Origin of the sequence: Streptococcus australis (assembly GCF_901543175.1) — a bacterium.
GTDB lineage: Bacteria > Bacillota > Bacilli > Lactobacillales > Streptococcaceae > Streptococcus > Streptococcus australis_A.
In genome coordinates this window covers 1,350,925-1,368,819 of the sequence record NZ_LR594040.1, presented here as the reverse complement: position 1 = coordinate 1,368,819, position 17,895 = coordinate 1,350,925, and the positions used below count along the sequence as shown (strand labels likewise).

The following is a 17,895-nucleotide window of genomic DNA, read 5'->3' as shown; positions in this document are numbered from 1 at the left end:
GGAAAGAAATGGCAAAAACAATTCATACAGACAAAGCTCCAAAGGCTATCGGACCTTATGTTCAAGGGAAAATCGTTGGCAATCTTTTGTTTGCTAGCGGTCAAGTTCCTCTTTCACCTGAAACTGGGGAAATAGTTGGAGAAACGATCCAAGAACAGACAGAACAAGTTTTAAAAAATATCGGTGCTATTTTGGCTGAAGCAGGAACAGACTTTGACCATGTTGTCAAAACAACTTGCTTCTTGAGCGATATGAATGACTTTGTTCCTTTTAACGAGGTTTACCAAACGGCCTTTAAAGAGGAATTTCCAGCTCGTTCAGCTGTGGAAGTTGCACGTCTTCCTCGTGATGTAAAAGTCGAAATTGAAGTGATCGCAGAGATTGGATAAGCTAGTTGAAGTTTGGCTCTGCCAAACTTTTTTTGATATAAGGAGAGATAGATGACAAAAAAACAACTTCACCTTGTGATTGTAACAGGGATGAGTGGTGCAGGGAAAACGGTAGCCATTCAGTCTTTCGAGGATTTGGGATATTTCACCATTGACAATATGCCACCAGCCCTCTTGCCAAAGTTTTTACAGTTGGTTGAGACCAAGGATGATGATCACAAACTGGCCTTGGTAGTGGATATGCGTAGTCGTTCCTTCTTCTCGGAGATTCAGGCTGTTTTGGATGAATTGGAAAACCAGGATGAATTGGATTTCAAAATTCTCTTTTTGGATGCAAAAGATAAGGAATTGGTCGCTCGTTACAAGGAAACCAGACGGAGTCACCCTCTAGCAGCGGATGGTCGGATTTTAGATGGCATCAAGCTAGAACGTGAACTCTTGGCACCTTTGAAAAACATGAGTCAAAACGTGGTGGATACGACAGAACTCACTCCGCGTGAACTTCGTAAAACCATTGCTGAGCAATTTTCAGACCAAGAACAGGCCCAGTCTTTCCGTATCGAGGTCATGTCTTTTGGATTTAAGTATGGTATCCCTATTGATGCAGACTTGGTCTTTGATGTCCGTTTCTTGCCAAATCCCTATTACCTACCAGAGCTGCGTAATCAAACGGGGCTGGATGAGCCTGTCTACAACTATGTGATGAATCATGAAGAGTCTGAAAGTTTCTATCAGCACTTGCTAGCCTTGATTGAGCCGATCTTGCCAAGTTACAAAAAAGAAGGCAAGTCCGTTTTAACTATTGCAGTAGGATGTACAGGTGGCCAGCACCGTAGTGTCGCCTTTGCCAAGCGCATAGCTGAGGACCTTGCTAAAAACTGGCCTGTCAATGAAAGCCATCGTGACAAAGACAGAAGAAAGGAAACGGTAAACCGTTCATGAGAAAACCAAAAATAACGGTGATTGGTGGAGGGACTGGTATCCCCGTCATTTTAAAAAGTTTGCGGGAAAAGGATGTTGACATCGCAGCCATCGTAACGGTAGCTGATGATGGTGGTTCTTCTGGTGAGCTAAGAAAGAATATTCAACAGCTGACACCGCCTGGAGATCTTCGTAATGTTCTGGTAGCCATGTCGGATATGCCTAAGTTTTATGAGAAGGTTTTTCAGTACCGATTTTCAGAAGAGGCTGGAGCTTTTGCGGGTCATCCGCTAGGAAATATCATCATAGCAGGGCTTTCTGAAATGCAAGGATCTACCTACAATGCTATGCAATTACTCAGTAAATTCTTTCACACAACAGGAAAGATCTACCCCTCAAGCGATCATCCTTTGACACTGCATGCAGTCTTTAAAGACGGTTCTGAGGTGGCAGGTGAGAGCCACATTGCTGATCATCCAGGCATGATTGACCATGTCTATGTGACCAATACCTTGGATGATGAAACACCCCAAGCCAGCCGTCGAGTAGTCAATACCATTCTCGAGAGTGACATGATCGTCTTGGGGCCTGGTTCCCTCTTTACATCGATTTTGCCAAATATTGTCATTGAGGAGATTGGGCAGGCTCTCTTGGAGACCAAGGCGGAGATTGCCTATGTCTGCAATATCATGACCCAGCGTGGGGAAACAGAGCACTTTTCAGACAGCGACCACGTGGAAGTTCTCCATCGACATCTAGGTCGGCCTTTTATTGATACGGTCTTGGTCAATATCGAGAAGGTTCCTAGAGAATACATGAATACCAACCGTTTTGATGAATATTTGGTTCAGGTGGAGCATGACTTTGCTGGTCTTTGCAAACAGGTCCCTCGTGTGATTTCATCCAACTTCCTTCGTTTGGAAAATGGAGGAGCCTTCCACGATGGTGATTTGATTGTGGATGAATTGATGCGCATCATACAGGTGAGAAAATGAGTTTTACAGTTGCAGTAAAAGAGGAAATTCTTGGTCAACATCATCTCAGTCGTCATGAATTGTCTGCCATCATCAAGATGTCTGGCAGTATTGGTCTCTCGACTTCTGGCCTGACCTTGTCTGTCGTGACTGAAAATGCCAAGTTGGCTCGGCACCTCTATGAGTCCTTTCTCCATTTTTATGATATCAAGTCAGAGATTCGACACCATCAGAGAAGCAATCTTCGTAAGAATCGTGTCTATACGGTCTATACCGATGAGAGAGTGCAGGAGCTTTTAGCTGATTTGCGGCTTGCGGATTCCTTCTTTGGTTTGGAGACAGGTATTGATCCCAATATTTTAGCAGATGAAGAAGCTGGTCGTTCCTACTTATGTGGGGCCTTTCTGGCAAATGGTAGCATCCGAGATCCTGAGTCTGGCAAGTACCAGTTGGAGATTAGTTCCGTTTATCTGGACCATGCCCAAGGACTGGCCTCTCTCCTCCAGCAATTTTTACTGGATGCCAAGGTTATTGAGCGAAAGAAAGGTGCAGTTACTTATCTCCAGCGTGCAGAGGACATCATGGATTTCTTGATTGTGATTGGTGCCATGCAGGCGCGTGATAACTTTGAGCGAGTCAAGATTTTGCGTGAAACTCGTAATGATCTCAATCGAGCCAATAACGCTGAAACAGCCAATATCGCTCGAACGGTGTCGGCCAGCATGAAGACTATCAATAATATCAGTAAAATCAAAGATAGAATGGGCTTGGAAAATTTACCAATAGATTTGCAGGAGGTGGCTCGTCTGCGGATTCAGCACCCAGATTATTCTATCCAGCAGTTGGCAGATAGCTTGAGCAATCCCCTGACCAAAAGTGGTGTCAACCACAGACTGAGAAAAATAAACAAGATTGCGGATGAATTATAAAGAGTCTGGGACAAAAGTCTAACCTTAAATATAAAAAGCGAACAAAATCAGTTATCTGACACTCAGAATTCTGTCTTGTTCGCTTTTTTGTCTAATCTATTGATTTTAAAAATTTATAATAAAGAATTCCTAAAATCAAAATCTTTTTGTCCCAGACTATCTTTTCTTGAAGTTATTAAATATGTGAGAAATATTTTAAAGGAAACCTACTCCATAATCTATGGTATACTATAGATGAATTATACTGTAGAGTAAAGGAGGCACCATGAAAAAACCTAAAAAAAGTATGATTATTTTATTCAGTATTTTAGTAGTAATTGGAATTGCAGTAGGAGGATGTAGCATGCACCAATATCAAAAGAAACAAAAAATGATTGCCATCGCAACAAGCGATGAGGCGAAAAAGGTTTATGAAAATCATATGAAGGCAAATGATCCTAAAGCATTAACAAAAGATGGAATCATTAAATCATATGATATTGATACAGAAACTTTAGAGTATAATCCAATGGGAGGGCTAATGGTAAGGATATACTTTAATAAAGATAAGGAATTAGATTTTCACTTTGGCTTAATAAAAGATAATTCAGGTAATTATGAATCTTATGGATATACTGTATCACCAAAATTATCATCTATGTTAAAGGAATCTAAAAAATGAGAAAGTATGTCGATGATTCAAATCTTCAGATTGCAATGACTGAATATAACGATAACTCAATTAATCGTGAGGTTAAGGATCAATATGATCGAAGTGTTGGCACTGTTACCCAAGTCTACAACAATACTACAGGAGCAGGGGAGCAGGTTTATGCAGTTGTAAAAAATCCTGATGAAGAAGCTGATAAGGTACAGGAAAGTTATGCTATACTATGAGTAAGTTCATTTCTAATTTATTGATAGGATAACATAAAGGAGGCGCCATGAAAACATCTAAAAAAAGTATGATTATTTTATTCAGTATTCAGTCATTGGAATAGCAGTAGGAGGATGTAGCATGCACCAATATCAAAAGAAACAAGAAATGATTGCCATCGCGACAAGTGATGAGGCGAAGAAAATATATGAAAGCCATATGAAAGCATTGGATCAAAATGCCTTAACTGACGATGGTGTTATTAAATCATATGAAATTGATAATGAAAGCCTATATTACAATCCCATGGGAGGAATGGAGGTTACAGTTTATGTGAATCATGATAAAGATTTGGAATTTCAATTTGGGATCATTGAAGATAATGAAGGTATTTTAAAATCTAGTGGTTATATATACTCAGGGAAATTAGCAAAACTTCTTGGAGAATAGAGTTATGGAAAAAGAATATGTCAATGATAAACAACTTCAGATAGCTATGACAGAATATAGAAATTTAAAGTTGGATAATATTGCTAGAACTCCTAACAATGACATTCTTGGCACTGTCACCCAAGTCTACAACAATACTACTGGGGCAGGCGAGCAGGTTTATGCAGTTGTAAAAAATCCTGATGAAAAAGCTGATAAGGTACAGGAAAGTTATGCTATACTATGAGTAAGTTCATTTCTAATTTATTGATAGGATAGCATAAAGGAGGCACCATGAAAAAACCTAAAAAAAGTATGATTATTTTATTCAGTATTTTAGTAGTAATTGGAATTGCAGTAGGAGGATGTAGCATGCACCAGTACCAAAAGAAACAAGAAATGATTGCAATCGCAACAAGCGATGAGGCGAAAAAGGTTTATGAAAATCATATGAGGGCAAATGATCCAAAAGCATTAACAAAAGATGGAGTCATTAAATCATATGATATTGATACAGAAACTTTAGAGTATAATCCAATGGGAGGGCTAATGGTAAGGATATACTTTAATAAAGATAAGGAATTAGATTTTCACTTTGGCTTAATAAAAGATAATTCAGGTAATTATGAATCTTATGGATATACTGTATCACCTAAATTATCATCTATGTTAAAGGAATCTAAAAAATGAGAAAGTATGTCAATGATTCAAATCTTCAGATTGCAATGACTGAATATAACGATAACTCAATTAATCGTGAGGTTAAGGATCAATATGATCAAAGTGTTGGCACTGTCACTCAAGTCTACAACAATACTACAGGAGCGGGCGAGCAGGTTTATGCGGTTGTAAAAAATCCCAATGAAAAAGCTGATAAGGTACAGGAAGTAACGGTTCTCTTTCGTGGTTCTACGGGTCCAGATCATTTTTGGGAAGAAACAGCGGATTTCTGGAATGACTGGGCAGAAAACGATGCAGTTATAGCCAAGAGAATTATGTTGCAAAAAGATCTTAGCTATCAAGACAAGTCTACCGAACAGCTAAAGGCTTCTGCAAGAGCATTAAAAGACATCATGGGAAAATATCCCAATGCCAAGATTAATGTCTATGGACATTCACTAGGTTCTATGGATGCTCAGTATTCTATGGCTGCCCTACAGGCAGATCAAGTCAAACGTATCCAAAAGGCTTATATCTATAACGGCCCAGATATCTATAGGATACTAAGCCCTGAACAAAGGAAAGTTGTAGACTCTATTAAGACGAGGATCCATAACTATGCTGACCCAGATGATCCTATCAGTATGGTTGGTAGGGATATGGTTAAGGGAAGTATCGGATCGGTTGGCTTGGTTTATTATGTGGATAGTACAAAAGAAGACTTTGTGAACCAACACATGACTTATGGCTACCAGCTGGATAAAAATGGGAAGATCAAAATACTGTCAAACACCAGTACGGTCATTTATAATGACTATTTACTCCAGATGGATAACTATACACTACTCAAGGAGAAACTATCAGAAGGTGGTTATACAAAGGAAGAGCAATTGTTCCTAGATTCGGAGCAAGCAGGTATTGCAGCAGCGAGCATCAGTCTAATGTCTACAGAGGGAAAAAGTATCATCAAAAGTATAAGAGATGAAGCAGTAGAAGATGCAAGAAAAGTATTTGCTTCCCGTAGACAAGTTCCTTGGGGCTTTATCCTTAGTCCATCAGAGATGGAAAATGCATATATTGAAGGAGGAGCTACCTATGAAACGACTATCGGGGTTATTGAGAAACTATTAGATCCAGTTGTTGATAAGGTGTCTCAATTGGAAAAAGACTGTATAGATTTAGAAACTCAGACCAAGAAAGGTATTCAAAAGAAATTAGAAACAGATAAGGAGTTTGCTGAAAAATTTAGACAATGGAAAAAATTGACATGATAGACCAAGAGATTTGGAAAAAGAGACGGCAATTAGAAGAATTGGAGGAAGACTATTATCACTCACGTAAAAAGATAGAGAATGCAAAGGAAGAGAGTGATTATAGATTGAATGATTTGCATCGGATGCTTGAGGAAAAGCATACAGTAGCAAGTCATATGCTGAGTCAGATAGAAGGAGACACTTCTATGCTACACTATCAGCTGAATCAACTGGCTACAGACTTTAGTCAGCAAATGGATTTAGCATATAGAAAAAGACTTGATCAGCTAGAAACAGAAGAAAGCAATGCTAAACAGAAATATAGTCGTGAATACCGTGAGCTTGATGAAGAACTAACTCAAATTCTGGCTAAACAAAGACATATACAAGATAAAAGAGAGTAACGCGGATGGATTTATTTAATTATATATTTGATTTCGTCTCTGGTGTGGATGATAGTTTTCGTGAAATAGAAAAAGAAATTGAGCGTTTATTTGTTAGGCAGATATTGGCTCCTGCTAAAAAGTATGAAATTAATCAAATCGAGCAAGAAGCTAAGAAAAATACTCGTTTGACCATTAATAGTATCCAAGAAAGTCTAAACGCGGTAAATAAAAAAATAGATGTCTCTATGAAGGGCAAGTTTGCCTCAAAAGTTATTGAGACCATAGATAGCAAAAATAAAGAATACGAGAAAGTGTTGGAGGAGCAAATATAGGAAGTTTAAAACCACGAATCATTGATCCGTGGTTCTTTTCTTATAAACTGGTTGAGTGTTTGGGTTGTACTTTTTGGTCAGGGTCGATGTAGTTGATAGCATTATTGACGGCGGTTGGAGCTTCACCCAGTCCTGTCGCGATCAAATCAATTTTACCTTCATAGTAGCAGCAGTCTCCGATAGCGTAAATACCCGCTTGGCTGGATTCTTGCTTGCTATTGACGATAATCTTGTGTCGGTTGAGCTCCAGTCCCCAGTTTTTAAGATTTCCGACAGAAGACTTGAAGCCGTAGTTGACAAAGAGGTGATCTAAGTCAATTGTTTCGGTTTCATCAGATTTGACTTTTGTAATTTCCAGTTTATCGAGTGTTTTTCCATCTCCAAGGAGTTGGCTAGGAACAAATGGTGTCTTGATAGTCACAGATGATTCTTGCAGGGCTTGCACACTGTGTTCCAAGGCGCGGAAGTTATCTCGACGGTGAACGAGAGTAGTTGGGGCAATTTTTTCAAAAGCCAATGCCCAGTCAACTGCTGAGTCCCCTCCACCAAGGATGGTCACTTTCTTATCAGCGTATTGCTGGATATTGGAAACGTGGTAGTGGATATTTTCATAGTCCTCAACATCGTCTAATTCGAGTGGACGTGGTTTAAAGGCACCACCCCCCATAGCAATGATGACGGTTTTAGTCAGGTGACTTCCCTTGTTGGTTGTGATGCTAAATCCTTCATCTTGTTTCTCAATCTCAAGAACCGTTTCGTTGAGGTGAACAGGTGTGTCAAAGCCATCTAGCTGCTCAAGCAAACGATTGGTTAATTCCTCTCCAGTTAGATTTGGGAAACCTGGCACATCAAGGATTTGCTTTTCAGGATAGAGGATGGCAGGCTGCCCACCGAGTTGGGGAAGAGAGTCGATGATTTGGACTTTAGCTTGGCGTAGGTGAGCGTAAAAGGCAGCAAAGAGGCCGACAGGACCGCCCCCTACAATGGTAATATCATAGAGTTGAGACATGATTTCTCCTTCGTTTTTTCTAGTCAGTTTATTGTATCATAATTTTGCTTAATTTAAAATGAAGTAGGATGGGGAAAAAATGAGCAGAAAATGGTATAATAGTACGGAAAGTGTTTTGACGGGGAGGAGGCCAGGGATGAATTTTCAACAATTATCCAATTGGCAATACTGGACAAGTTTGTTTTCAAGTCCTTGGACGATAGTCATCAATCTGATTGATATTTTGATTGTGACTTATATTTTGTACCATTTTACCAAAGCGATTGCAGGGACTAAAATCATGATATTGGTTCGGGGAGTTTTGGTCTTTATTCTAGCCCAGATTCTCTCTAATATGATTGGTTTAACGACCATTTCCTGGTTGATCAATCAGATTATCACCTACGGGGTCATCGCAGCAGTGGTTATCTTTTCACCAGAGATTCGGACTGGTTTGGAGAGATTGGGCCGGGCGACAGATTTCTTTTCCAATGCCCCTATTAGTGCGGAAGAGCAAATGGTTCGTGCCTTTGTCAAATCAGTCGAATACATGAGTCCGCGTAAGATTGGGGCGCTTGTAGTGGTTCAGCGAGTGAGAACCTTGCAGGAATACATCTCGACAGGGATCCCTTTAGATGCTAAAATTTCGGCTGAATTGCTTATCAATATTTTCATTCCCAATACTCCCTTGCACGATGGTGCAGTCATCATCAGGGAAGATCGGATTGCCGTAACTTCAGCCTACCTACCCCTGACTGAAAATACTGAGATTTCCAAGGAGTTTGGGACACGTCACAGGGCGGCGATTGGTTTGTCAGAAGTATCGGATGCTCTTACCTTTGTGGTTTCTGAGGAAACAGGTGGAATCTCAATCACCTATAATGGAGTCTTTAAGCACGATTTGACCTTAGAAGAGTTTGAATCTGAATTGAGAAGAATCCTACTTCCAGCATCAGAGGAAAAACACGGTCTGAAGGAGCGCTTGCTAGGAGGATTGAAACATGAGAAAAAATAGTCTTTATATTATTTCTTCCTTCTTTTTCGCCTGCATCCTCTTTATCTATGCGACTTCTACAAACTATCAGAATAATAATAGTGCCAGACAGGTGCGGACGGAAACCTACACCAATACGGTCCTTAATGTCCCAATCGATATTCAGTATGACAGCGACCAGTACTTTATCAGTGGTTTTACATCTGAAGTGACCGTCTTCCTAACTGGATCAAATAGGGTTGCTTTGGCAAGCGAGATGCAGGAAAGCACTCGGAAATTCAAGGTCAAAGCTGACTTAACCAATGCCAGTGTAGGGACCATCGAAGTTCCTCTAACCATTGAAAATCTGCCTAGCGGTTTGACGGCTGTTGCGACACCACAAAAGATAACAGTCAAGGTCGGTAAAAAAGCAAAACGAGATAATGTAATCGTTGTGCCGGAGATTGACCCTAGTCAGATTGATTCTCGGGTCAAAATCGACACAGTAACTGTTTCAGATGAAAAAGTAACGGTCATTAGCGATGAGGAGACTCTCTCTAGAGTGGACCGTGTCATTGCCATCTTACCGACGAGTGAACGGATAACAGGTAACTACTCGGCTTCTGTTCCACTACAAGCAGTTGATAAAAATGGAAATGTTTTGCCAAGCGTCATTATGCCATTTGACACTACAATGAAAATTACAACCAAGACAGCATCGTCTAGCTCGAGTTCTTCGTCTACGACCTCATCAACTGGCACCTCAGCTAGCAGTTCGTCTTCAACGAGTTCAGAAACAAAACCAGACTCGTCTAAACAAGAATAAACTAAATTTTAGAAAAGGATGATTAACAAAATGGGTAAATATTTTGGGACCGATGGAGTCCGTGGAGAAGCAAACGTAGAACTAACGCCAGAGTTGGCCTTTAAACTGGGACGTTTTGGTGGATATGTTCTTAGTCAACATGAAACGGAAGCCCCTAAAGTCTTTGTAGGACGTGATACACGTATCTCAGGAGAAATGTTAGAATCTGCCTTAGTGGCAGGTCTTCTATCAGTAGGAATTCACGTCTACAAACTCGGTGTCCTTGCAACACCAGCAGTAGCTTACTTGGTAAAAACAGAGGGAGCTAGTGCAGGTGTCATGATTTCAGCGAGTCACAACCCAGCCCTTGATAATGGAATTAAGTTCTTTGGTGGGGATGGCTTCAAACTTGATGACGACAAAGAAGCAGAAATCGAAGCCTTGTTGGACGCTGCTGAAGACACTCTTCCTCGTCCGAGTGCAGAGGGCTTGGGAACCTTAGTGGACTATCCAGAAGGTTTGCGTAAGTACGAAGGCTACCTTGTTTCAACTGGAGCGCCTCTTGAAGGCATGAAAGTAGCCTTGGATACAGCCAACGGTGCAGCAGCTACAAGTGCCCGTCAGATTTTCGCTGATCTAGGTGCCCAGTTGACTGTTATCGGTGAGACTCCAGATGGTCTTAACATCAACCTAAATGTTGGTTCAACTCATCCAGAAGCTCTCCAAGAACTAGTCAAAGAAAGCCAGTCAGCTATTGGTTTGGCCTTTGATGGTGATAGTGATCGTTTGATTGCTGTTGATGAAAATGGCAACATCGTCGATGGTGATAAGATCATGTACATCATCGGGAAATACCTTTCTGAAAAAGGACAGTTAGCTCAAAACACCATCGTGACAACGGTTATGTCTAACCTTGGCTTCCATAAGGCCTTGGAGAGTGCTGGTATTAACAAGGCAGTGACTGCTGTTGGTGACCGCTATGTCGTTGAAGAAATGAGAAAATCAGGCTACAATCTTGGTGGTGAACAATCAGGTCACGTTATCTTGATGGATTACAATACAACTGGTGATGGTCAATTATCAGCTGTTCAATTGACTAAAATCATGAAAGAAACAGGCAAGAGCTTGTCTCAACTAGCATCAGAAGTGACGATTTACCCACAAAAACTGGTCAATATCCGAGTGGAAAATGCCATGAAAGAAAAAGCCATGGAAGTACCAGCCATTAAAACTATCATCGAAAAGATGGAAGAAGAAATGGCAGGGAACGGTCGTATCCTTGTCCGCCCAAGTGGAACAGAACCCCTCTTGCGTGTCATGGCAGAAGCCCCAACAACAGAAGAAGTTAACTACTACGTAGATACGATTGCTGCGGTTGTTAAAGATGAAATCGGAATTGACTAAAGCCTAGAAAACTAGATGAAATGATAAAAATGTGGTACAATTGCATAGTAAATTGTAGCAATGGGAGAGAAAAATGAATCTTAAACGAGAACAAGAATTTGTTAGCCAGTATCACTTTGATGCTCGTAACTTTGAATGGGAAAATGAAAATGGAGCCCCTGAAACCAAGGTAGATGTGAACTTTCAGTTGCTCCAACATGACCAAGAAAACCAAGTGACTTCGCTTGTCGTTATCTTGAGCTTTATGATTGTCTTTGACAAATTCGTCATCAGCGGAACAATTTCTCAAGTTAACCATGTGGAAGGTCGTATTGTCAACGAACCAAGCGAATTTAACCAAGAAGAAGTCGAAACCTTGGCACGTCCATGTTTGAACATGCTCAATCGTTTGACGTATGAAGTAACAGAAATCGCCTTGGATCTTCCAGGGATCAATTTGGAGTTTTAGTCATGAAATTAGCTGTCATTACAGATTCTTCAGCCTATTTAGAGGAGAAGACGCTGCAAAGAGAGAATCTATATATCTTGGATATTCCTGTCAATATTGATGGGGAGGAGTATGTTGAAGGTGTCAATCTGACTGCTGAGGAATTTTATCAAAAAATGGCTCAGTCTGCAGAATTGCCTAAAACTAGTCAACCAAGTATTGCCAAATTGGATGAGATTCTAAGTTCCTTGAAAGATGAAGGCTATACCCATGTCTTGGGACTCTTTCTTTCGTCAGGAATTTCAGGCTTTTATCAGAACATCCAATACATGTTGGATGAGTATGATGGCTTGACCATTGCCTTTCCAGATACCCATATCACAAGCTCCCCTCTAGGATTTATGGTGGAGAGTACCTTTAAATGGGCAGAACAGGGCGATAATTTTGCTCAGATTCAGGAGAAGTTGGCTATCCAAATCGCTGATAACTCAGCCTTTATCATAGTAGATGACCTCGACCACTTGGTTAAGGGAGGACGTTTGTCAAATGGGGCTGCCGTCTTAGGGAATCTCCTCAGTATCAAGCCTATCCTCTACTTTAATGACCAAGGGGTGATTGAAGTTTATGAAAAAGTTCGTACGGAAAAGAAGGCAACTAAACGTTTGGTGGAAATCATCAAAGAGTTGACAAAAGGTGGGGACTACCGTATTACAGTCATTCATGGTAACGCACCTCAAAAGGCGGCAGATTTGCGCCAACTCTTGATTGAGAGTGGTGTGACTTCTGAGATTCCAATTGTTAGCTTTGGTAGTGTCATTGGAACCCACCTTGGAGAAGGCAGTATTGCCTTGAGCTATACACCAATCGTCTAGATTGTTCTTACAGGCTTTGTATCTTAGAAATTGAACACGGACTACCTGCCTCTTGAAAAAAGATGCCTGTCTTGCCTTCCGTGGAAAGTCAGCGCCATTCCCTATTTTTCATGGGCAGCTAACGTCCTTTGTATCTTAGACAGGAGTAGAGATGAGTATTCGAGTAATTATTGCCGGGTTTAAGGGAAAGATGGGCCAAGCTGCCTGTCAGATGGTCTTGGCTGATCCAGACTTGGACTTGGTCGCAGTTTTGGATCCTTTTGAGTCTGAGTTAGAATGGCAGGGAATTCCTGTCTTCAATGATAAGACTGACTTGGCTGGTTTTGAAGCGGATGTTTGGGTAGATTTTACTACACCAGCCGTTGCCTACGAAAATACACGCTTTGCTCTTGAAAATGGCTTCGCTCCAGTAGTTGGAACAACAGGCTTTACTAGTGAAGAAATTGCAGAACTAAAAGCATTTTCCCGTGAACAAGATTTGGGTGGCTTGATTGCCCCTAACTTTGCCTTGGGAGCTGTCTTGCTTATGCAATTTGCGGCGCAGGCTGTCAAATATTTCCCAAATGTGGAGATTATCGAGCTCCATCACGACAAGAAAAAAGATGCTCCGAGTGGAACAGCCATTAAAACGGCTGAGCTGATGGCGGAAGTTCGGGAATCAATCCAGCAAGGTGCGCCTGATGAGGAAGAATTGATTGCAGGTGCTCGTGGTGCTGATTTTGATGGTATGCGCATCCACTCAGTCCGTCTACCAGGCTTGGTAGCCCATCAAGAAGTCATCTTTGGCAATCAGGGAGAAGGATTGACCCTTCGTCATGACTCCTATGATCGCAGCTCCTTCATGACAGGGGTGAATTTGGGAATTAAAGAAGTTGTCAAGCGTCATGAGCTTGTCTATGGATTAGAACACTTATTATGAGATTAACACAAATGCCTTCTGAATTTCAGAAGGCTTTACCAGTATTAGAAAAAATTAAAGAAGCAGGCTTTGAAGCCTATTTTGTTGGGGGCTCTGTTCGAGATGCCCTCCTCCATCGTCCTATCCATGATGTGGATATTGCGACCTCTTCCTATCCAGAGGAGACCAAGCAGATATTCTCCCGCACAGCCGATATCGGAATTGAGCACGGAACCGTCTTGGTTTTAGATGGGGATGAGGAGTATGAGGTGACGACCTTTCGGACCGAAGATGTCTATGTAGACTATCGCAGACCCAGTGCGGTTTCCTTTGTACGTTCGCTAGAAGAAGATCTCAAGCGCCGTGATTTCACAGTCAATGCCTTTGCCTTGGACGAAACAGGAGAAATCATCGATTTGTTCGATGGTCTCAAAGATCTGGAAAACCAAGTCTTACGAGCAGTTGGAGTAGCTAGTGAACGTTTCAATGAAGATGCTTTGCGTATTATGCGTGGTTTTCGTTTTCAGGCCAGTCTTGGTTTTGAACTTGAGCGAGAAACATTTGAAGCGATGAAATCCTTGACTCCACTCTTGGAGAAGATTTCTGTGGAACGTACCTTTGTTGAGTTTGATAAACTCTTGCTGGCACCTTTTTGGCGAGTTGGCTTGGCTTCCATGATTGAGAGTCAAGCTTATGATTATCTCCCTGATATGGCAGACAGTCGAGAAAAGCTTCAAAAATTGTTTGATTTAGAGGCGGACTTCACCTTTGAGTCTTCTGAGCAAGCCTGGGCGACCCTCTTGTGGGCTTTGGAGATTAGAGATGCACAGCCCTTTTTGAAAGCATGGAAGACCTCACGTCAATTTGCCAAGCAGGTTCAGGATTTGCTGACTATTTTGGTTCTGCGAGAAGAAGGGGAGTTGAGCAAGCGCGATTGTTACCGCTTTGACTTGGATTCCCTTTTACAAGCTGAAAGTCTTCGTCAGGCCCAAGGAAAAGAAGTCAATCCACAAGCCATCACTGAAACTTACCAGAGTTTGACCATTCATGATAAGAAAGAAATCCAGATTAACGGTGGTATTCTCATTAAAGAGTACGGCTACCAGCCTGGGCCAGACTTGGGAGAGATTTTAACAGAGATTGAGTTTGCCATTGTCGATGGAGAGTTGGAAAACGACCGTCAAGCCATCCATACTTACCTGAGGGAGAAAAAATGAGTGATTTTATTGTTGAAAAACTAAGCAAATCCGTCGGTGACAAGACCGTTTTTAAGGATATTTCTTTTATCATCCATGATTTGGACAGAATCGGTCTGATTGGTGTCAATGGAACGGGTAAGACCACCCTTTTAGATGTTCTTTCTGGAGTTTCAGGTTTTGATGGAGATGTCAGTCCTTTCTTGGCTAAGAATGATTATCAGATTGGTTACTTGACGCAGGATCCAGAGTTTGACGACAGTAAGACGGTTTTGGATACGGTCCTATCCAGCGACCTCAAGGAAATCCAGTTGATTCGTGAGTATGAACTCCTCATGCTCAACTATAGCGAGGACAAGCAGGCTCGTTTGGAACGCGTTATGGCGGAGATGGACTCCCTTCAAGCCTGGGAAATCGAAAGTCAGGTCAAGACGGTTCTCAGCAAGCTGGGGATTCAGGATTTGTCGACTCCAGTTGGTGAATTGTCAGGTGGTCTGAGAAGACGTGTTCAGTTGGCGCAAGTTCTCCTAGGAAACCACGACCTCTTGCTACTGGATGAGCCGACCAACCATCTGGACATTGCGACCATCGAGTGGTTGACCCTTTTCTTGAAAAATTCCAAGAAGACGGTTCTCTTTATCACCCATGATCGCTATTTCCTAGATGCACTATCAACACGGATTTTCGAGTTGGACCGAGCAGGCTTGACCGAGTATCAGGGAAATTATCAGGACTATGTTCGCCTTAAGGCGGAACAAGATGAGCGTGACGCTGCTCTCCTTCACAAAAAGGAGCAACTCTACAAACAAGAATTGGCTTGGATGCGCAGACAACCGCAAGCGCGTGCGACCAAGCAGCAGGCTCGGATCAATCGTTTCCACGACTTGAAAAAGGAAGTTTCAGGTGGCGTTGCTGAAACAGACTTAACCATGAACTTTGAAACTAGCCGTATTGGTAAGAAGGTTATCGAGTTTAAAGATGTTTCCTTTGCTTATGAGAATAAGCCGATATTACAAAATTTTAATCTCTTGGTGCAAGCCAAAGACCGTATCGGAATTGTTGGGGACAACGGTGTCGGGAAGTCAACTCTTCTTAATCTGATAGCAGGAAGTCTTGAGCCGACAGCAGGTCAAGTTGTGATTGGGGAAACTGTTCGTATCGCTTATTTCTCTCAACAAATCGAAGGGCTGGATGAAAGCAAACGGGTCATCAACTACCTCCAGGAAGTAGCAGAAGAGGTCAAGACTAGCGGTGGTTCTACAACTTCCATCGCTGAGTTGCTGGAGCAGTTCCTTTTCCCACGTTCGACACATGGAACCTTGATTGGGAAGTTGTCTGGTGGCGAGAAAAAACGCCTCTATCTCCTCAAACTTCTCTTGGAAAAACCAAATGTTCTCCTCTTGGATGAGCCGACAAATGATCTGGACATTGCGACCTTGACAGTTTTAGAGAATTTCTTGCAAGGTTTTGCTGGGCCTGTTTTAACAGTTAGCCACGACCGTTATTTCCTGGATAAGGTAGCTACCAAGATTCTGGCCTTTGAGAATGGAAGTATCCGAACTTTCTTTGGTCATTACACCGACTACCTTGACGAAAAAGCTTTTGAAACAGAGATGGTCAATCAAGTTCAAAAGGCCGAAAAAGAGAAAGTGGTCAAAGTCCGTGAAGAAAAGAAGCGAATGACCTATCAAGAAAAGCAGGAGTGGGCAAGCATTGAAGGCGATATTGAAGCCTTGGAAAATCGTATCGCTGCTATTGAAGAGGAGATGCAGGCAAATGGCTCTGATTTTGGTAAACTTGCGACACTTCAGAAAGAGCTCGATGAAAAAAACGAAGAACTCCTTGAAAAATACGAACGCTATGAATATTTAAGTGAGTTTGATAGCTAGAAGAATAGAAAAATCCCGTCTCATGACAGGATTTCTCTATTCTTTTTTGGTTTCTTGATGAAAGATATTTTGCCAAGTTTCGTGGCGACGCCAGATACTGGTGTGGACGATACCATCTAACTCATAGCAGATGAGTTTGGTTTTTTGACTGATAGAAGTGATTTGGATGTCCTTAATTGCAGCTTTAAGTTCTTTTTCAGCTTGATAGGCCTTTTTATCCATCTGCTCTCCATCTTGACGGATATAGAGAAAGTCCTCAGCAAGGAGTTCTTCTAGCTGGTTCCCTTGGTCAATCAATTGCTCGCGCATGAGTAGTTTTTTATAAACATTGTCCCAAATTTCGTCTTCAGGTATAGGAGCAGGTTCGATATGGACATCGGTGTCAAATACTCCAAATCGTTCTTCTAGCATAGACTCAACCTGATCTGCAATTTCGTGACTTTCATAGACTGATAGGTCGGGATTCATCTCCAGCGTGATATCAAGGTAGATATTGCTACCGTAGGTGCGACCTCTTTGGGACTTAACCTTACTAATCTTTGGAATCTCCATGATAGCCTTCTGATAATCTTCCAGCAGACGGTCGTCAAAACCATCTGAAAGACTAAAGGAAGACTCGATAAAGATATCATAGGCTGTCTTTAAGATAAAGAAAGTGATGATGATAGCGACCAGTTTATCCACGATTGGATAATTGAAACTGCTGGCTAGGATGGCGATGGAAGTCCCCAGCGAGGTGACAGCATCGGAAAGATTGTCCTTGGCGGCAGCCTTGAGGGCCTTGGATTTGGATTTTCTACTGAGGCGGGTATTATAGAGATAAACGGCGAACATGACTGCTGCAGAGACGACTCCGAGAGTTGCACCCAGTGGGTCGATAACTGTCTGTTCCCGACTGAGAATTTTTTGAATGGTGTCCCGAAGCACATCAAAGCCAACGTAGAACATGATGATGGAAGTAATCAAACTAGCCAAATCTTCAATCTTCCAGTGACCGAAACGATGGTCACGATCTGCGGGCTGGCGAGCCATCCGAATACCGATCAGAAGAGCAACATTTCCGATAATATCTGATACGTTATTGAAACCATCCGCTACCAAACTGGAAGAATGTAGGAGGTGGCCAGTCGCTAATTTTGCCGCAGACAAGAGGAGGTAGGTCGAAATGCTGATAATGGCACCACGTTCCGCCAACTTGAGATTTGACATGGATTGATTCATCGGACTTCCTTTCTAGTGCTGAGATTCTGTTTTCATTATACTGGTTTTCATGGGAAAATTCAAATTTAGTCTTGTTCCATCGGATTTTAATTC

Annotated in this window: 21 protein-coding genes and 1 pseudogene; 20 read left to right on the top strand and 2 right to left on the bottom strand. The window is 41.8% G+C overall.

All coding sequences use genetic code 11. The annotated features are described in order from the left end of the window. The first annotated feature begins 8 nt into the window (after nucleotides 1-8). The 12 genes and pseudogenes from FGK98_RS06935 to FGK98_RS06880 all read left to right on the top strand — a co-directional run bounded on the left by FGK98_RS06935 (nucleotide 9) and on the right by FGK98_RS06880 (nucleotide 7,129). Nucleotides 9-389 carry a RidA family protein gene (locus tag FGK98_RS06935; protein WP_001140420.1) on the top strand — a complete coding sequence of 127 codons (381 nt, stop codon included), beginning with the start codon at nucleotides 9-11 and terminating at the stop codon, nucleotides 387-389. Between the two features lie 51 nt (nucleotides 390-440). Continuing rightward, entirely contained in the window at nucleotides 441-1,331 is an 891-nt protein-coding gene (rapZ, locus tag FGK98_RS06930) for an RNase adapter RapZ (RefSeq protein ID WP_138100604.1), read from the top strand. After that, entirely contained in the window at nucleotides 1,328-2,305 is a 978-nt protein-coding gene (locus tag FGK98_RS06925) for a YvcK family protein (protein WP_001231057.1), read from the top strand. The genes rapZ and FGK98_RS06925 overlap by 4 nt, the downstream gene beginning before the upstream one ends. Then, nucleotides 2,302-3,213, top strand: a complete 912-nt coding sequence (gene whiA / locus FGK98_RS06920; protein WP_138100603.1) for a DNA-binding protein WhiA — start codon at nucleotides 2,302-2,304, stop codon at nucleotides 3,211-3,213. The genes FGK98_RS06925 and whiA overlap by 4 nt, the downstream gene beginning before the upstream one ends. A gap of 265 nt (nucleotides 3,214-3,478) precedes the next feature. Continuing rightward, complete coding sequence (locus tag FGK98_RS06915; protein WP_138100602.1) at nucleotides 3,479-3,874, top strand: DUF1310 family protein; 396 nt, start codon at nucleotides 3,479-3,481, stop codon at nucleotides 3,872-3,874. Then, a pseudogene (locus FGK98_RS06910) lies at nucleotides 3,871-4,071 on the top strand (triacylglycerol lipase); the annotation flags it as partial. The gene FGK98_RS06915 and the pseudogene FGK98_RS06910, both read left to right, overlap by 4 nt. Before the next feature lie 139 nt (nucleotides 4,072-4,210). Continuing rightward, nucleotides 4,211-4,519: a DUF1310 family protein gene (locus FGK98_RS06905; protein WP_138100600.1), complete on the top strand. Its 309-nt coding sequence runs from the start codon at nucleotides 4,211-4,213 to the stop codon at nucleotides 4,517-4,519. Between the two features lie 4 nt (nucleotides 4,520-4,523). Beyond that, nucleotides 4,524-4,745, top strand: a complete 222-nt coding sequence (locus FGK98_RS06900) for a hypothetical protein (protein ID WP_138100599.1) — start codon at nucleotides 4,524-4,526, stop codon at nucleotides 4,743-4,745. 47 nt (nucleotides 4,746-4,792) lie between these two features. Further along, nucleotides 4,793-5,188 carry a DUF1310 family protein gene (locus FGK98_RS06895; protein ID WP_138100598.1) on the top strand — a complete coding sequence of 132 codons (396 nt, stop codon included), beginning with the start codon at nucleotides 4,793-4,795 and terminating at the stop codon, nucleotides 5,186-5,188. Beyond that, nucleotides 5,185-6,429: an Mbeg1-like protein gene (locus FGK98_RS06890; protein ID WP_138100597.1), complete on the top strand. Its 1,245-nt coding sequence runs from the start codon at nucleotides 5,185-5,187 to the stop codon at nucleotides 6,427-6,429. The genes FGK98_RS06895 and FGK98_RS06890 overlap by 4 nt, the downstream gene beginning before the upstream one ends. Continuing rightward, a complete protein-coding gene (locus FGK98_RS06885; protein WP_138100596.1) occupies nucleotides 6,411-6,815 on the top strand; it encodes a hypothetical protein in 405 nt (134 codons plus the stop codon). Before FGK98_RS06890 ends, FGK98_RS06885 begins: the two co-directional genes overlap by 19 nt. A gap of 5 nt (nucleotides 6,816-6,820) precedes the next feature. After that, nucleotides 6,821-7,129, top strand: coding sequence for a hypothetical protein (locus tag FGK98_RS06880; RefSeq protein WP_138100595.1), 309 nt, complete (start codon nucleotides 6,821-6,823; stop codon nucleotides 7,127-7,129). A 40-nt stretch (nucleotides 7,130-7,169) separates the two neighbouring features. On the opposite strand, the gene FGK98_RS06875 is transcribed toward FGK98_RS06880, so the two are convergent. Continuing rightward, entirely contained in the window at nucleotides 7,170-8,138 is a 969-nt protein-coding gene (locus FGK98_RS06875; RefSeq protein WP_138100594.1) for an NAD(P)/FAD-dependent oxidoreductase, read from the bottom strand. Nucleotides 8,139-8,274: 136 nt separating this feature from the next. Here FGK98_RS06875 and cdaA point away from each other — a divergent pair, with 136 nt between their 5' ends. The 8 genes from cdaA to FGK98_RS06835 all read left to right on the top strand — a co-directional run bounded on the left by cdaA (nucleotide 8,275) and on the right by FGK98_RS06835 (nucleotide 16,581). Further along, nucleotides 8,275-9,132, top strand: coding sequence for a diadenylate cyclase CdaA (gene cdaA, locus FGK98_RS06870; protein ID WP_138100593.1), 858 nt, complete (start codon nucleotides 8,275-8,277; stop codon nucleotides 9,130-9,132). Next, a complete protein-coding gene (locus tag FGK98_RS06865) occupies nucleotides 9,119-9,916 on the top strand; it encodes a CdaR family protein (protein ID WP_138100592.1) in 798 nt (265 codons plus the stop codon). The genes cdaA and FGK98_RS06865 overlap by 14 nt, the downstream gene beginning before the upstream one ends. Nucleotides 9,917-9,946: 30 nt before the next feature. Further along, on the top strand, nucleotides 9,947-11,299 hold the full coding sequence (glmM, locus tag FGK98_RS06860; RefSeq protein ID WP_138100591.1) for a phosphoglucosamine mutase: 1,353 nt from the start codon (nucleotides 9,947-9,949) through the stop codon (nucleotides 11,297-11,299). 73 nt (nucleotides 11,300-11,372) lie between these two features. Further along, the gene (locus tag FGK98_RS06855) at nucleotides 11,373-11,747 is read left to right on the top strand and encodes a DUF1149 family protein (RefSeq protein WP_001050092.1); all 375 of its coding nucleotides are present in this window, start codon (nucleotides 11,373-11,375) and stop codon (nucleotides 11,745-11,747) included. 2 nt (nucleotides 11,748-11,749) lie between these two features. Continuing rightward, nucleotides 11,750-12,598, top strand: coding sequence for a DegV family protein (locus FGK98_RS06850; protein WP_138100590.1), 849 nt, complete (start codon nucleotides 11,750-11,752; stop codon nucleotides 12,596-12,598). A gap of 151 nt (nucleotides 12,599-12,749) precedes the next feature. Next, the gene (dapB, locus tag FGK98_RS06845; protein ID WP_138100589.1) at nucleotides 12,750-13,517 is read left to right on the top strand and encodes a 4-hydroxy-tetrahydrodipicolinate reductase; all 768 of its coding nucleotides are present in this window, start codon (nucleotides 12,750-12,752) and stop codon (nucleotides 13,515-13,517) included. After that, nucleotides 13,514-14,713 carry a CCA tRNA nucleotidyltransferase gene (locus FGK98_RS06840; RefSeq protein WP_138100588.1) on the top strand — a complete coding sequence of 400 codons (1,200 nt, stop codon included), beginning with the start codon at nucleotides 13,514-13,516 and terminating at the stop codon, nucleotides 14,711-14,713. The genes dapB and FGK98_RS06840 overlap by 4 nt, the downstream gene beginning before the upstream one ends. After that, a complete protein-coding gene (locus FGK98_RS06835) occupies nucleotides 14,710-16,581 on the top strand; it encodes an ABC-F family ATP-binding cassette domain-containing protein (protein WP_138100587.1) in 1,872 nt (623 codons plus the stop codon). Before FGK98_RS06840 ends, FGK98_RS06835 begins: the two co-directional genes overlap by 4 nt. 36 nt (nucleotides 16,582-16,617) lie before the next feature. Here FGK98_RS06835 and FGK98_RS06830 read toward each other — a convergent pair whose 3' ends face one another. Next, entirely contained in the window at nucleotides 16,618-17,802 is a 1,185-nt protein-coding gene (locus FGK98_RS06830) for a cation diffusion facilitator family transporter (RefSeq protein WP_138100586.1), read from the bottom strand. Nucleotides 17,803-17,895: the final 93 nt, after the last annotated feature.

Coding starts and splice junctions, on each gene's coding strand:
- whiA (WP_138100603.1), top strand. CDS start 2,302: ATGAGTTTTACAGTTGCAGTAAAAGAGGAAATTCTTGGTCAACATCAT.
- FGK98_RS06890 (WP_138100597.1), top strand. CDS start 5,185: ATGAGAAAGTATGTCAATGATTCAAATCTTCAGATTGCAATGACTGAA.
- FGK98_RS06895 (WP_138100598.1), top strand. CDS start 4,793: ATGAAAAAACCTAAAAAAAGTATGATTATTTTATTCAGTATTTTAGTA.
- FGK98_RS06850 (WP_138100590.1), top strand. CDS start 11,750: ATGAAATTAGCTGTCATTACAGATTCTTCAGCCTATTTAGAGGAGAAG.
- dapB (WP_138100589.1), top strand. CDS start 12,750: ATGAGTATTCGAGTAATTATTGCCGGGTTTAAGGGAAAGATGGGCCAA.
- FGK98_RS06925 (WP_001231057.1), top strand. CDS start 1,328: ATGAGAAAACCAAAAATAACGGTGATTGGTGGAGGGACTGGTATCCCC.
- FGK98_RS06880 (WP_138100595.1), top strand. CDS start 6,821: ATGGATTTATTTAATTATATATTTGATTTCGTCTCTGGTGTGGATGAT.
- FGK98_RS06835 (WP_138100587.1), top strand. CDS start 14,710: ATGAGTGATTTTATTGTTGAAAAACTAAGCAAATCCGTCGGTGACAAG.
- FGK98_RS06915 (WP_138100602.1), top strand. CDS start 3,479: ATGAAAAAACCTAAAAAAAGTATGATTATTTTATTCAGTATTTTAGTA.
- cdaA (WP_138100593.1), top strand. CDS start 8,275: ATGAATTTTCAACAATTATCCAATTGGCAATACTGGACAAGTTTGTTT.
- FGK98_RS06875 (WP_138100594.1), bottom strand. CDS start 8,138: ATGTCTCAACTCTATGATATTACCATTGTAGGGGGCGGTCCTGTCGGC.
- FGK98_RS06830 (WP_138100586.1), bottom strand. CDS start 17,802: ATGAATCAATCCATGTCAAATCTCAAGTTGGCGGAACGTGGTGCCATT.
- FGK98_RS06935 (WP_001140420.1), top strand. CDS start 9: ATGGCAAAAACAATTCATACAGACAAAGCTCCAAAGGCTATCGGACCT.
- FGK98_RS06865 (WP_138100592.1), top strand. CDS start 9,119: ATGAGAAAAAATAGTCTTTATATTATTTCTTCCTTCTTTTTCGCCTGC.
- FGK98_RS06905 (WP_138100600.1), top strand. CDS start 4,211: ATGCACCAATATCAAAAGAAACAAGAAATGATTGCCATCGCGACAAGT.
- rapZ (WP_138100604.1), top strand. CDS start 441: ATGACAAAAAAACAACTTCACCTTGTGATTGTAACAGGGATGAGTGGT.
- FGK98_RS06900 (WP_138100599.1), top strand. CDS start 4,524: ATGGAAAAAGAATATGTCAATGATAAACAACTTCAGATAGCTATGACA.
- FGK98_RS06885 (WP_138100596.1), top strand. CDS start 6,411: ATGGAAAAAATTGACATGATAGACCAAGAGATTTGGAAAAAGAGACGG.
- FGK98_RS06840 (WP_138100588.1), top strand. CDS start 13,514: ATGAGATTAACACAAATGCCTTCTGAATTTCAGAAGGCTTTACCAGTA.
- FGK98_RS06855 (WP_001050092.1), top strand. CDS start 11,373: ATGAATCTTAAACGAGAACAAGAATTTGTTAGCCAGTATCACTTTGAT.
- glmM (WP_138100591.1), top strand. CDS start 9,947: ATGGGTAAATATTTTGGGACCGATGGAGTCCGTGGAGAAGCAAACGTA.